Origin of the sequence: Photobacterium sagamiensis, from assembly GCF_050337085.1 — a bacterium.
Taxonomy (GTDB): Bacteria; Pseudomonadota; Gammaproteobacteria; order Enterobacterales; family Vibrionaceae; genus Photobacterium; species Photobacterium sagamiensis.
This window is the reverse complement of record NZ_JAKJSP010000074.1, coordinates 1-14,977: the sequence shown is the minus strand read 5'-3', so window position 1 is coordinate 14,977 and position 14,977 is coordinate 1. Positions and strand designations below refer to the sequence as shown.

11 protein-coding genes are annotated in these 14,977 nt (G+C 44.6%); 6 read left to right on the top strand and 5 right to left on the bottom strand.

Annotation, left to right across the window (positions count from 1 at the left end):
* Positions 1 to 27 precede the first annotated feature (27 nt).
* From L4D76_RS26095 to L4D76_RS26085, 3 genes are all read right to left on the bottom strand, one after another.
* On the bottom strand, positions 28 to 984 hold the full coding sequence (locus L4D76_RS26095; RefSeq protein WP_428443793.1) for a Wzz/FepE/Etk N-terminal domain-containing protein: 957 nt from the start codon (positions 982 to 984) through the stop codon (positions 28 to 30).
* 135 nt (positions 985 to 1,119) lie between these two features.
* On the bottom strand, positions 1,120 to 3,780 hold the full coding sequence (locus L4D76_RS26090) for an SLBB domain-containing protein (protein ID WP_428443777.1): 2,661 nt from the start codon (positions 3,778 to 3,780) through the stop codon (positions 1,120 to 1,122).
* A gap of 36 nt (positions 3,781 to 3,816) precedes the next feature.
* Positions 3,817 to 5,259, bottom strand: coding sequence for a capsule assembly Wzi family protein (locus L4D76_RS26085; protein WP_428443776.1), 1,443 nt, complete (start codon positions 5,257 to 5,259; stop codon positions 3,817 to 3,819).
* A 1,113-nt stretch (positions 5,260 to 6,372) separates the two neighbouring features.
* Between L4D76_RS26085 and L4D76_RS26080 the strand changes: the two genes are divergently transcribed.
* From L4D76_RS26080 to L4D76_RS26060, 5 genes are all read left to right on the top strand, one after another.
* Entirely contained in the window at positions 6,373 to 6,687 is a 315-nt protein-coding gene (locus L4D76_RS26080) for a hypothetical protein (RefSeq protein WP_428443775.1), read from the top strand.
* 195 nt (positions 6,688 to 6,882) lie between these two features.
* Positions 6,883 to 7,665, top strand: a complete 783-nt coding sequence (locus tag L4D76_RS26075) for a YjbF family lipoprotein (protein ID WP_428443774.1) — start codon at positions 6,883 to 6,885, stop codon at positions 7,663 to 7,665.
* 11 nt (positions 7,666 to 7,676) lie between these two features.
* On the top strand, positions 7,677 to 8,504 hold the full coding sequence (locus L4D76_RS26070) for a capsule biosynthesis GfcC family protein (RefSeq protein ID WP_428443773.1): 828 nt from the start codon (positions 7,677 to 7,679) through the stop codon (positions 8,502 to 8,504).
* On the top strand, positions 8,504 to 10,708 hold the full coding sequence (locus tag L4D76_RS26065) for a YjbH domain-containing protein (RefSeq protein ID WP_428443772.1): 2,205 nt from the start codon (positions 8,504 to 8,506) through the stop codon (positions 10,706 to 10,708). Before L4D76_RS26070 ends, L4D76_RS26065 begins: the two co-directional genes overlap by 1 nt.
* Positions 10,709 to 11,253: 545 nt before the next feature.
* Positions 11,254 to 12,390, top strand: coding sequence for an LPS O-antigen chain length determinant protein WzzB (locus L4D76_RS26060; protein WP_428443771.1), 1,137 nt, complete (start codon positions 11,254 to 11,256; stop codon positions 12,388 to 12,390).
* A 101-nt stretch (positions 12,391 to 12,491) separates the two neighbouring features.
* Here L4D76_RS26060 and L4D76_RS26055 read toward each other — a convergent pair whose 3' ends face one another.
* Positions 12,492 to 12,758 (bottom strand): YfcL family protein, encoded by a 267-nt coding sequence (locus L4D76_RS26055; RefSeq protein WP_428443770.1) that lies wholly within the window; start codon positions 12,756 to 12,758, stop codon positions 12,492 to 12,494.
* Between the two features lie 261 nt (positions 12,759 to 13,019).
* Between L4D76_RS26055 and L4D76_RS26050 the strand changes: the two genes are divergently transcribed.
* A complete protein-coding gene (locus tag L4D76_RS26050; RefSeq protein WP_428443769.1) occupies positions 13,020 to 13,658 on the top strand; it encodes a trimeric intracellular cation channel family protein in 639 nt (212 codons plus the stop codon).
* A gap of 123 nt (positions 13,659 to 13,781) precedes the next feature.
* Here the strand turns inward: L4D76_RS26050 and aroC are convergent, their stop codons facing one another.
* On the bottom strand, positions 13,782 to 14,867 hold the full coding sequence (gene aroC, locus L4D76_RS26045; RefSeq protein WP_428443768.1) for a chorismate synthase: 1,086 nt from the start codon (positions 14,865 to 14,867) through the stop codon (positions 13,782 to 13,784).
* Positions 14,868 to 14,977 lie beyond the last annotated feature (110 nt).

Below are 14,977 nucleotides of genomic sequence, written 5' to 3'. Positions count from 1 at the left end.
CGCTGGAAGCGCCTTGTATTAATAATACTACTCTTCTTTGCGTCGGAACGCATGGCGAATGAGCACAATCGCCACACCCAGCATTCCACCAAGTAAAATTGCAAGTACACAGATTAATGCGCGTTTCGGCTTGGCTTTTTCTTCAAATACAACCGCAGGATCAATGACTTTAAATGAATATTCATCACTCACTTCTGCCAGCATTTGGTTTTTGGTTTGATCTTCAATCAACTGATAAAACACACTTTGCATGTCTGCAATCGTTGTTTTTTGTAGCTGTTGTTCTAGGTAAGCAATATTACGTTCCGTCTCTAGCGACGATTGGCGCTTAGTCCATAGATTAATATCTTGTACCAACCAGGTTAACCACTGTTGTGCTAATACCGCAGAATAGTGCTCAACCGAGATAGTCACTAGCCCTGACTTTTTATCTTCGGAAACCGCCAATAGTTTACTAAAGGCTTTGTAGGCTTCCCAATCAGTCGGTATCACGCTTTGTCCCGGTTGGACTTCTCTCACCCATTGTTGGGTTTCAGTGTCATAAAGCCCAGGATCAATAGCCAGCACATCTTGCATTTTATCCCACTCGGTAGCCGCTAGAAGTGGAACTAGCAAATCATGCTCGTGAATAAATGCACTAATAAATTGACGTGATTTCAGCGTCGCCAAAGCAATTTTCGTTTTATCCGTACCACCACCGCCAAGGTTGACCCCAGCCAGCGAAGCCAAGCCACCAAACTGCGCCGCCATAGCCGACAAACCACCTTTACCTTCTGCATTGGCTGGTGCCAGTAGAATATCTGATTTATAAATATTGGGTTGGCTTAGCGCAAACAGAACGCCGGCTACGGCAAACAAAAACGTTGTGGCGATAATAAGCCATTTACCCTTCCACAAGGCAATAATCAATTCTTTTAAATCAATTTCATCGTCTGCCGGTGGTGGCGCAAAAGCTGTCATTTGTGTCGACAGAGGCGAAGGCATTGGTGTAGACAGGGGCGCAGTGGGTGGCTGCTGGTTGGGTTGAATAGGTTGATTCATAATTAATAGTCAGTCAATTTCCGTTCATGTGCTGTACAAACATGAACAGAGCAAATCGCTCTGTTCGTGTTCCGATGATTAATCTTTAACAGCGCTCCATGCTACACCAATCTGGTAGAGCATCTGGGTTGCCGTACTCAGGGTACTTAACCCGTCAAGATAATCCGTATCAATAGGCACCACGATAGTATCACCAGGTGCTAACGGTTTGTTAGAGCGGCTGAACCAGTAACCATTATTTGGCAGCATCACCGAGCCATTTGCACGGATCACATAAATACGATCAGCATCCGCTTGCTTTTTCACCCCACCGGCTCGTTCCAGATAATCTTCAACGGTCAGCTTATCTTCAAAAATATGATTGGATGAGAACTGTACTTCACCCATGATGGAAACAACATCACGCTGTGGTGGAATATAGAGTTTATCGCCATCTTCAAGTTGAACATCTACACGACCGCTATCAGCAAGGATATCTGGCATATTGATGACCATACGGCCAACCGCTTCAGAATTTTCAAGCTCGTCGACAATACCCATCGCATCAACCGGTGAGGTTGGATATTGCGCGCTGCTCGTTTGACGACGCAATGTCAAGCTAGCAATTTCCTGACGTAAACTGGCATTCAGTAACTTAAGACGTTCTTGCTCTTGGCGACGTAATGATTCTCGACTGTAAATGGTACCCGCTGAATACGCAAACTCGGTTAAACCACCGGCACGAGAAACCAATTCAGCAATTGTTTCTCCGCGTTGTAAGGTGTAAAGCCCCGGAAACTGAACTTCACCTTGTATTTCAACATTCAATTCACCACGCCATTCCGGGCGAGCAAAGACATTAATTCGATCTTTCGACTGTAAAGCAACGTTTGCCTGGTAGTCAGATGCCGATGCTGGCATCGGTATTTTCAGGTGTTCAATTTTAGCTACACCATTACGCTCCACCACTCGGCTGATTTCAATATTCGTTTTATAAGCCGTTTCTTTATACCCGCCTGCAGCATTGACAATATCTTGAAGGCGCACTTGCTTTGCTAACGGATATACACCGGGGTAGCGTACTTCACCGCGAATTTCGACAATCTGAACCGGCTCTCTGTTTGAAGATTGCATCTTAAGCCTTTCAATCAACGGCTCAAGCATAATTTCGCGGCTGTATGGATTAGTTGAAATCGTTTCATCTTGTGAAAGCTGATCCAAGGCTATTTTCGACTTGGTTTGAATTCCTTGTATTTCTGCACCTGTCTGGGCATCAAATTGTGGCCCCATGTTTTGGGTGATAGTGCGAGTTTTATCCAACGCTTTTTTATCACTTCTTGCTTGCTGATACAGTTTCTTTTGCTGAAGCGCCCATACCGGATCAGAATCTGCGGTACTGAATACCCAAACCCTGTCTTTTGGCTGTAATCGGTAATTATCAATACTATTTTTGTCTTGCAGTGCTTTCGCCAGACTGAATTGGAATACCTCAAGATCACCTTGCACATTACGCTCACGGATGAGCAAGGCGTAATCAAGGTCGGCGTTGTCATTCATTGAAGAGGCCAACGAGCCGAACAGATCCGAGACTTTCATGCCGTTTCTAAACTGGAATGCGCCCTGACGAACCACATCACCGCGCACGCTTACCGCATTACGATAAGTACTTGATTTCGCTTGCAGGCGAATGGTATCACCATTTTGGATGATGAAATGGCCTGCAGATGCCTGATTCAGATTTTTAGCATACACATCGATGCCTTTTGCATTGCGGCGGTCAATCAGCACATTTTCAAGATAAGTCGTGGCTGTAGTGCCACCGGCAATAGCCAGAACCTGATTTAAGGTTTCTTTGCCTTTCAACTCGTAGATTGCAGGTCGAGTCACTTCACCTTCAACAACAACTTCAGCACCTTTAGCTGGAATAAAGACAGTATCGCCCGCTTGCAAACGGATATCTTCACTGCCGTTGCCTTTTAGCAACAAATTATATAGATCAATCTGCTTAACGGTTCGGCCATTACGTTTGATCTGTACTTTACGTAAGGAACCCGTTTCTTTAATTCCCCCCGCAGCAATCATGGCTTGGGTTACTGTTGATAGCGCATTGACATTATAAGCACCTGGCTGAAAAGCATCCCCCATCACATACACTTGCATGGTGCGCAATGTCCCTAAGCTGATCGCGGTATCGACACCAATGATTTGTTGCTTAATGCGTGCATCCAAGCTCTCTTTCAACTCACTGAAATGAAAACCTGCGACGGCTATCGGGCCTAATTTTGGAAGTTGGATAGCACCATCGCGCCCCACAACCAGTCGATGGGTTGCGTTGTCTTTACCATAAAGCTGGATAACGATTTCATCGCCAGCAGCAATGACATAATCATTGGGTACCGGTAAATCGGCTAATGGTGTGAAGCTGGTTGGCTGGCCGGCAAAAAGATCATAGCCAAATGGCTGAATGGTTTTGCCACTTGATGTTTCATACTGAGCTTCGTTACGACTCTTTGGGGCTACAACCGAGCGGGGTTCGATTGTTGGCTCACTGTCGCTGACTGACTGCGCCGACGAACGGCTACCTGCGTTGTTCAACATCGCAGGATCGATGCCATATTGACGAGCCAATGCTTGCTGCTGAGCCGGTGGCAAACGCTTAAACTGTGCGAGCTGTTCCGGTGTCGGGTTAGCGGCAAAGCTAGTACTTGTTCCTAACACGACAGCGATTGTCAACGCTGCCAAATAACGAAATCCAAACATCATGATATCCAGTTATGCATATTGATAGTGCTAAATTTAAAAACGGTAATCCATTCCTAACCAAAAGTTATTGTCATTACCTTGATGAGAATTGTCATTGCTGTAACCCAAATGAATACGGCTTGATGCAATCGGAAATATATATTCCAGACTACTGACTGTTCGACTGTCGCTATCCCAATCTTCCCCCCAATAAACCCCCAGATTCAGTGCGTGATCATTACTGAATTGAATTAACGTACGAATCACATCACTGTTTTTCAATTCATACGAGGCGCTAAACTGACCGTTGTTATTTCCTGGATAGCTTTGTTCAACAGAGCTTTGGTTTGCGTAATCGGGGGCGTTTTGTACATCGGTACTTTCGTAACCAGTAATGTTTTGATGCTCCCAAATCAGTCGGACCACCTGACGATGAATGGCCGTCTGACCACTCCAGCCAAACATGGCTGCATCTGGCTTCCCCTCTTGATCGGAGGTCGTATACTGTACGTAAGCGCCATGAGAGATTTGTGCTGTCTTTGTGAATGCAAGCGCGGGGAATGAAATCTTAGGCAATTGCACATGGGCATCCACGCTGGTGATCGCAACATCACTATCACTCTTATTAAAGAGAACATCCGGCAGATCACTTAAATTTTTCCCGTCTTGTCCCCACCAGACTTGATAGCTGGCACCGACAGACAGAAACGACAACGGTTTTGAAGACAGTCTTGATGCCCACAAATAGTCACTGCCTGTGCTGCTATTTTGTTTGCCGATCTGTTTGCTATTCTGTTTGCCAACTAGCGTCTCAATACTCCAGGATTTTAAAATCGGTGTATCAACGCCAGCATAACTGACCGACACGGCCGGAACAGGACGACTTTTGCTATCCCAGACCAAACTATTCTGCCAGCCAGGCCCCCACCAGCGATCTACCGCGCCGACAACCAGATACCAATCATCGACAGAAAATGCCACAAAACTGCCATCCCAGTTGAAAGCTGTCTCATCATCATCCCCATCACGCTGTTTAACGTAATTGGTATTAACGCGAAAAGCATAATTGGCCTGCATGTGTGAATACGAACCATAAAGCCCCCATTCATCGCGAGAGAACTGACCAAAGCCTGTATTGTCAGGGAAACGATTTCCAGCAACGAATCTGGTCTGTCGATTGCCTCTCTGTAATTGGCGACTTTTTAACGTATATCGAACATGGTAATAGGCGAGCTGCTCTGTCTCGGTCAAACCTTCAGGAGCTATCTTTTCGAGTTCATCGCCAATTTGATTCCAACGGAGGGGATACGTATTAAGAGAAGCTTGAATCAAGCCTGCATCTGCAAGTAACTGTACATCTGCTCTTAGAAATGCATCATCCGTTTCAATCCAGGGTGATGCTTGAATCAACTGGCTGGTAAGCAACAGAGCAACACCACCACAAAGGTATAAACTACGACGGCTAGATAAAGTATGCCGACGTGGACGCAGTAACATCCTTAACAATCCTTTTAATAAGCCTTGGCTCTATAATACCCAAACCACCTTAAGGTTCAGGGTTCAGGGTTCAGGGTTCAGGGTTCAGCAAGAATTTATGAAAATAACAAAGCTAGATGTTAGATGGGCGATCAGATTTTAATACTATTTTTTGTTAGATCTGATTGTCAGAGCTGAATGGAAAATCTGAAATGATATAAAAGATTTAGCTGGTAATATCTAGTGTTGTTTTAATTAAAAAAGTAATCAATAAGCATGACTAGTTCTTTTTATTATCTTTCCATATTCAAAAAACAAACAAATAAACAAATAAACAAATAAACAAATGAGAATAATGACTTAACCACTCGTCAAAAAAATGACCCACTTGTTAAATAACGCTGCTATGATTACTAAAAGCATGACCGTTTCGTTAAAAAAGATGAATTGTAGGTTGCACGCTTGTATTTAACTAAGGAGATCTGCGTCCAAACATTACTGCTCAATATTCAACCTACCGGTTTTGTATGCAACGGATATGCATCTAATTTGGCACTCAACCTCGGAATTCAGGCATGCTACCGCCCTTAGGTTTCAGCCCCCAATTCGCTATCATCATCGCCAGCAAGATTGTTATTTTTAGCTTTTTATCAAAGGCTTGGGTCACAAGCGACAACAAATCAAAAGATGACAAAACAGTAAAATATGTTGTTTTTAAAAAGCTAATTTAGCGTCGGTATACTACAGAAAACGTGTAGATAAATAAACCTAAAAAAATTGTTTTACTGTGCTATTTATCAGTAGATACTGATACCGTCTCTGACTCCAATATCATTTGTTAACTTTACTTATTTGCGAAAAAGTTATTTGCGAAAAAGTTATTTGACAATAAATCAAATGCTTCTCTCGCACTTAGGTTATTCTTTCACCAATACCCCTATCTGTAGAGGGAATACCTGCTCATATGGAAAATATCTATTCCCTCTCTTTCTCTGAAAGCCCAAAACTTTGACTATTTTATAATAATTTTCAATTCATGCCGCTGATTGATTGCTATTAAAGGAAGATCTAAATATCATTAACGGGAAGGTTTACCTTCTTTTTATCATTTTTATACAATAATAAGGGAATAGGATGAAGAAAACAGCAATTGCTTTGCTGGCAGCTCTTACTATGGCTAGCTCTGCGTTCGCAGCAACTGAAACTGGTACAACTGCAGCAACTACAGGTTCTACCACTTCAGCGACTACTGCTGGTACAACTACAGCAGCAACATCAACTGGCGCAGCTGCTGGTACTGCAGGCGCGACTGCAGCAGCGGCTGGCGGTATTACTGCAACGGCAGTAGCAGTAGGCGTAGCAGCAGCAGTAGCAGCTGTTGCTGTTGCAGCCTCTGATTCATCAGATAACGGCCCAGCTACTACTACTTCTGTTTCAGCTCAAGGTTAATCTTTTGCTGTAATTGTAGTTATCAACAACCGCACGGTATTCGTGCGGTTGTTTTTTTATTACGGTGTAAAACCTAGGCTTTGGGCTTTGGGCGCTAGGCTTTCGGCACTAAGAGCCATTCGTGGTTAGGGTTGAGTTAAAGTAGCTTGCACCATAATTTTCATTCATATTCTTCTTACTTATTAAGCAACCCGGATGCGTCGAAATAATAAAACAATTACGCTGCTCTCATGCCTGATACTGGCTATGGGATTAACAGGATGCAGCCAGAAATTTAATGATGTGAACGACACGGTAAAGTTGGCACTATTTGGCGAAAACGATACCAATCTAAGTACGTATGACGTTGAGCAGCTGCCTTATGCCAGTATTTATGCTCGAATAGATAACGGACCGCGGGCATTTATGGTGTTGGCTTTTGCCGAAGCCCCTTTCGTAACAACGCCGGCCCTGATCTTGCGAGACAAAGCCGCACAAAAAATAGTTTCGCAAAAGACCAATTCACAAAAAACAGCTGCGCAACAAACCGCATTGCAGCCCGTAACAGAGCTAAAATGGCTGTCTGCCGATCGCGGAATGCTGGTTACGGCAAACGGACGACTGGTAAAAAGTCATAATCTGCCGATGGGCAATCTCGTTGCCATTCAGAGTCAGGAATCTGATCCCGTGGCGTTGGGGTTACATTTACCTTCTACACCTAGAACATGGCAACGCACGCTTGACTGGCAACCCGGTTATCACTTTGGTTATACCCTCAATTCTCAATTTGAACAGGTCGCCTCTGAAGTCGTGATAAACAATGAAAAACCTGTTGAAGTGCTGCATTTTGTTGAAACAGTCTCCGTTAATAGCTTAGATACAAGCTATCAAAATGATTTCTGGGTTCATCCAACGACTGGCAAGGTCTTACAAAGCAGACAAAAAATAGCCCCTGACCTGCCGTATGTTGAGATCACATTACTGAAGCCTTACTCATAAATGGAATCATGATGAAAACGCTTTTACCATTTTATTGTATTTTGCTAAGTGCCCTCTTTGTCGTTCAGGCTCAGGCAAAAACGCAAACATCCCCGGCGACATCGATTTCTACACCGACCTCAGTCTCTGTAGCAACATCGGTTAATGATGATCAAGTTATTCAGCTGACTTACTCATCTGCCGTCCGGTTAGATCAAGTATTAAATGATGGCCTGAATAATATAAAGACGTTGCCAAGTCAGCGTGTTCATACCTCACCTCAACCTGTTTTCTGGACAGGTGCTGCGTTATACGACCAAAAACAAACAAAACAGATGCAGCAACAAAAACAACAGTTGCTCAGTCGACTTGATCGATTGGCCCAAGAGTGGCAAGACGATGCTGAACAAGTCTCTACGGTTAACGCACTGAAAGGATCCCTCACTAAGCTAATGTTAGCCCATCGGATCATGCAACCGTTAGATCCCGACTTGGTGCGAATGCAACCGTCACTCAGCCCGTTACTCAGTGGTGACTTTCAGTTGATTTTACCCGCTCGACCAACATCTGTATTGGTGCTTGGTGCAGTTCGGCGCAGCAAAAATATTTTATGGCAAGAGCGTGCCAATGCTGCATTTTATTTAGATCAGGCTAAACCAACGTCAGATGCCGAGAATAGTGATGTCTGGGTAATTCAGCCAGATGGTGTCGCAGAACAGCATCAAATTGCTTACTGGAATCACAAACATCAGGATATCGCCCCAGGCGCAATCATCTATATGGGCTTTGACTCTCTGCCATCTGATTTTACGACGTTAAACCAGGATATTATTAATTTGCTAAGGAACCGGGCGCTGTAATGAATACTCGTTTAACTTCTTCATTTACATCATGTGGCTCATTTTGCTCATTATCGGCAATCGCCTTAGCGCTATTACCTGTTTTTCATGCCCAGGCAGACAGCTTCAGTTATCCGGAATTTCAGCCGTCGCAATCGGATTTCGGCGGTGTTGGCTTAATGCAAATGCCAACGGGGCGAATGGCTCGTGAAGGTGAATTCAATGTCGCCGGAACTTTTAATGATGAATACCAGCACTATACGGTGTCACTGCAATTGCTGCCGTGGCTGGAATCCACCATTCGCTATACCCTGGTACCAGATCTGCTCTACAGTGATGATGAAGGTTTTAGTGGTGATACCAAATACACCGACAAAGGGATCGATTTTAAAGTTCGCTTGTTAAAAGAGAGCTACTGGTTACCCGAAACCTCGCTTGGTGTGCGTGACTTTGGCGGTACCGGCCTGTTTGATGGCGAATTTATTGCTGCCAGCAAACATTTTGGCCCGCTGGATGTCACCTTAGGGGTTGGCTGGGGCTATATTGGCAACAATGCCAATCTGACAGGTGATAAAACACAGAGTAATGACTGTGGTCGTGATACCGCTTATAAAGGCAAAGGCGGCAGTGTCGATTTTGAGCGCTGGTTTACCGGCTGCTCGGCCGTCTTTGGTGGTGTAGAGTACCAGACACCATGGCAGCCACTGCGCCTGAAAGCAGAATACGATGCCAATGATTATATCAGTGATTTCCCGGTTACCCGCGGTGGCGTGGATATGTCACAAGACAGCAAAATCAACTATGGGGTGTTATACCGTTTAGGTAGCTGGGGCGATCTGCGTGTCAGCTATGAGCGCGGCAATACCTGGACCTTTGGCTTTAACCTCAACACCAACTTCAATGATCTGAAAGCGACCTGGCAAGACGAAGCAACACCGGCCCACCGCCCGAAAGATGGCAACAGTGATATCAGTGATGCCGAGTGGCAAGTGATGGCCGATGAATTACATCGTATCGCTGGTTATGAAAATTCAACCATTTATGCTGATGATAATGCCGTCACCGTTGTGGCACCGCAAACCAAATATCGCGATCGCACACAAGCCCATGAACGCGCTGCCACAATTATTGCGAATCATGGCCCTGCAGTGGCTGAATATCGCCTGATTGAAACAGCTAATCATCAGCCGACCACGGAAACCCGGGTTGATGCTGAGCAGTTTGCTAAGGTTGCTAACCATAGTTACATCGGGGCTAGCATCGAAGACAGTACCACCGTTGTCAACCCAACCGATCCTCAGGGTCAGCGTATTGCGAAACCGGATTCCAACTGGGATTTCAGTGTCTCGCCGACTTTGCAGCAATCGTTCGGCGGTTCCGAAAACTTCTATATGTTTAATATCGGGATCAATGGCGGTGCCAGCTACTGGCTTGGCAACCATGTTGAGGTTGGTGGTTCGGTCTATCTCAACCTGTACGATAACTACGACAAGTTCTTATACGAAGTACCGCCTGATGGCACGGATCTGAAGCGTGTTCGTACCTTAGTTCGCCAGTATATCAATGATAATCCACTGCGAATGAATAACCTTCAGCTGACCTGGATGGATAACGTCGCTGATAACTGGTATGCCCAGTCATATGGCGGTTATCTGGAAATGATGTTCGGTGGCGTGGGCAGTGAGATCCTCTATCGCCCGCTTGGCAGCAACTGGGCATTTGGTATTGATGCCAACTATGTGATTCAACGTGATCCGGATTCGCAGTTTGGTTTCTTTACCGAAGAAGAACAGTTTGACCCACTCACCGGCCGTGATTACCGGGTGCAAACGGGCGCATTAACTGGCCATGCAACGGTGTACTACCAACCACAATGGGAATGGTTACCGAATACCTTGTTCAGAGTCAGCGCAGGCCGATACCTGGCCGAAGACAGAGGCTTTACGGTCGACTTTTCGAAGCAGTTTGACAGTGGTGTGATTGCAGGGGCATTTGCGGCAATCACCGACCTGACAGCGGAAGAATTTGGTGAAGGTAGCTATAACAAAGGATTCTATATCTCGATTCCGTTTGACATCCTAACGGTGAAACCAAGCAATAACCGGGCAACGATTGCCTGGATGCCGCTAAGCCGTGATGGCGGACAGATGCTGAACCGTAAGTATCACCTGTATGATATGACCGATGCGCGAAATCCGTGGTATGGGCGAAAGGCAGCGAATTGATAAACAGGGGCGAGTGTCAAGTTTCTAGTACTTAATCACAGAAGTTTTGACGAGTTCCATCACCAAACGTCGTCATTCCGTAAAGTGAGGAACGAACTTATACGGAATCTAAGGCGCACACGGTTAGAACTGGATCCCGGATATCTCGTTCCTCGATTCCGGGATGACATGCTTAAGTGCTCCAGCTATCCATAATTTATGTGAAAGATTACTAGTTTCTAGGAACTTGGTACGAGTGTCGAGTGTCGAGGGACTAGTTTACTTATTCGATCCGAGTGCGATCCACTTGCCCATCTATTGATAGGTATTTATACTGACTCGCATCATTCTTTGTTGATGTGTTTGATTCAGTAACATCATAGACAACAAATTGTTGGATTTTAATACAACCCAATTGAACCTGTTCTATTGAATAGATATTGAGCAGCAAGAAGAGTTGAGTCAGTCGGAATTACCTTAGCCGATTGATCTTTCACCTAATAACCACACTGGAAATTACCCACTATCGGGTTGATTTGCACAAAATATTTAATGGATGCAGAATTGTGACAGAACACAATAAAGATGTTACGCAAAATTACCAACCAACACCGCCATTACAACATCCTGCCAACTCGAATCAATCCCGTAATGATGAGATTAATTTAACCGAATTTTTTTATGTTCTGTGGAAAGAGAAAATTCAGATCATTGTTATTTCGCTATTTTTTACCATTATTGCAGCTTTATACGCATTCACAGCGCAAGAATGGTGGTCAGCTAAAGCGAAGGTGATCGCTCCACAAATCACCGATTTTGCGGAATTCAGGCTGCAAGTTAAACAATTTCAGCCAGCATTTGATCTCTATCAGGATGATGGCACTATTTTAGTCAATGAGACTTTAGATAGTTTGGTAGAAGCTGAAAAACTCTTTGAACAGTTTCTCTATAGTTTCAATTCCCTGGCCAACAAGAAAACATATCTACACGGAAGCAAAGACTTTCAGCAGTTTTTAACAAACAATAAAATTCACTCAGAAGAAGCAATCAATGAAACTCTGGAAATTTGGTTTGATAAAATTAAGGCTAGCCAAACGGATCAGAGCCAGGACGATGTTTATTCACTTAGCTTGCAAGCAATAAACAGCGAGCAAAGCTACAATATGCTGAATGGCTACATTAGCTATGTCTCCAGTAAGGTTTATGATGACGAAATAAACAACTTAAGAGCTGTTGTCTCTGCGAAAAAGAACGAACTGTCACAAACGTTAACTATTTTTGAGTCACAAGCGAAAAATAACCTGGAAGTTGAAATTCAACGTACAAAATATGCTTTAGAGATAGCTAAATCCGCTCAGTTAACCAAACCAATTCAGAATCTGGGTGATAAAGAAATATTTGCAATCAATATGGGTTCTGATGCATTGGCAGCAAAAGTAAAAGCGCTTGAATCAGTGAACGACTTTAGTTTAATTGACCCACGAATTCAACAGGTTAAAGCAAAGTTGGCTCTACTTGATCAAACTAAGATTAAAGAAGACATGAAGTTTGACACATATCGATTCTTAGAGAATGTAGAAAAGCCAAGCAGTCGTGACAAACCTAACCGCTCTCTAATTCTGATCTTAGGCACCTTACTCGGTGGTATGCTTGCTGTGCCGATGGTTCTGATACGACACGCTTTCATAAATAGTAAAAAGTAAAAATAAGCTATAAATTAACAATTAAAAACGCCGTGATTGATATAATCAATCACGGCGTTTTTTGGATAAATTGAGTCTTTTATGTGCTTAGTCGACTTTTTCTATTCAGCTTTTAACTGCAGCTGCGCCCACATTTCTTTCACAATCAGCTGATCGGCAGGGTTCAGCTCTGACTGAGCACCAACTAAGCTGATATCAACGGCTTTTTTCATCTCGTCCACAGAAGCCACACCTTCCAGCTCGCAATCGGCGGCAGACAGTGAGATATGTCCCCGTAAATAACCACCAGCAAATAGTTCATCGTCAGAAGCGGCTTCTACCATTTGGTCGATCAGGGTAAGCAATTTTTCTTCGTATTGCTGAATCATATTGGGTCACTCTTCTTTGCTGTTTGATCGGCGATCAAGGTTACGTTTACGGTCTGGTGAAGCCTACCCGATCTGGTTCGCAATCGCCACTAATACCAATTTCATTAATTATCTAGCCATTAAGAACACAGGGGCTTTAAAGCCGCTTTTTAACATGAATTGAATTAATGCATGAAACAAATCTTTTCATTCGAATCAAAGGTTAATCGCAAATATAATCCACCTATCCTTTGCATTCTTTATTTGTCCTGAATATTTCTCATGCTATTAACAACACTTTATATAATTGGTATTACCGCCGAAGCCATGACTGGTGCGTTGGCTGCGGGTAAACGTCATATGGACTGGTTTGGAGTAATGCTGGTTGCCAGCGCTACTGCAATTGGTGGGGGGACGGTACGTGATGTCTTACTGGGCCATTACCCTTTAGGCTGGGTAGCAAACCCTCACTACCTTGTGATCACTTGCTTTGCAGGTCTGTTAACAACGGTTATTGCGAAATGGGTCGTTCGCTTCCATAAAGTTTTCATTATTCTTGATGCGATAGGCCTGATTGTCTTTAGTATCATCGGTTGCCGTGTCGCGATGGACATGGGAATGCCGGCGATTATTTGTATTGTCTCTGCGGTAGTCACTGGAATATTCGGGGGCCTGCTACGGGATCTTATCTGTCGCCGCCAACCAATGGTGCTACACAAAGAACTTTATGCATCAGTTGCTTTTCTTGCTGGCGGCATGTACTACGGCATGATGGTTTTTGCAGTACCAGAAATGATCGCGACCATTGCCACTTTGGTGGTGGGATTTGCTGCCCGCATGGCTGCGGTACAATGGAGCTGGAGATTACCGGTGTTTAAGTTAGAAGATACGAGTAGCGAGAAACTAGAAACTAGAAACTAGAAAAACAAGTCACGAGCGACGAGAAGCGAGTGGCGAGAAACTAAAAAATAAGTCACGAGTAACTGGGGACGAGATTCTAGAAACTCGCCCCTCTAATCTAGTTCCTAGACACTCGTATCTAAACTATATCTTCGGCGTCTCAGTTACCACACCAGCATTCTGGCCGCGGTGGCGAAGCAGGTGATCCATCAAGGTGATCGCTAGCATTGCTTCTGCAATTGGCACTGCACGGATCCCCACACATGGATCGTGGCGCCCTTTGGTGATCACTTCTGCTGATTCACCTTGCTTGGTGATTGTCTCGCCCGGTACGGTAATACTCGATGTTGGCTTCAGTGCAATGTGAGCAACAATATCCTGACCCGATGAAATCCCACCTAAGATGCCACCTGCATGGTTAGTTTTAAAACCCTGCAAGGTCATTTCATCACGGTGCTGGCTGCCACGTTGTTCAACCACCTCAAAACCATCACCAATTTCGACCCCTTTCACTGCATTGATGCTCATTAATGAGTGGGCAACATCAGCATCCAGACGATCAAAAACAGGTTCACCTAAACCAACCGGTACATTTCTGGCAACCACCGTCAGTTTTGCACCAATGGAATCGCCTTCTTTTTTCAGCTTACGGATCAGCTCGTCGAAAGCATCGACTTTGTCAGCGTCCGGACAGAAGAACGCATTCTGAGCGATCTGATCCCAATCGACTTTATCGATTTTCACATCACCCATCTGCGACAGGTAAGCACGTACTTCAATACCATGTACCTGCTTTAAGTATTTCTTTGCTACCGCACCGGCAGCGACACGCATCGCCGTTTCACGGGCAGAAGAGCGACCACCGCCACGGTAATCACGTACCCCGTATTTCTGGTGATAGGTATAATCGGCATGGCCGGGGCGGAACAGATCCTGGATGTTGGAATAGTCTGTTGAACGCTGGTCGGTATTTTCAATCAACAGACCAATGGACGTGCCTGTCGTCTGGCCTTCAAATACGCCGGAAAGGATTTTTACTTCATCAGCTTCACGACGCTGTGTCGTGTACTTAGATGTTCCCGGACGACGACGATCAAGATCGTGCTGCATATCTGCTTCAGTCAGTGCCAGACCTGGAGGGCAGCCATCAATAATACAGCCTAATGCCAGACCATGGCTTTCACCAAAGGTGGTGACGCGAAATAGTTGTCCAATCGTATTGCCTGCCATTACTTCCTCTGTCTATTCGTCCGAATTTCATTATTCGTTAATTTTGTCAGTCACTACATAGTGCAAATTCAGCAGACGGAATGCAAGGGGGAAAATAATCAGAGGGGTTC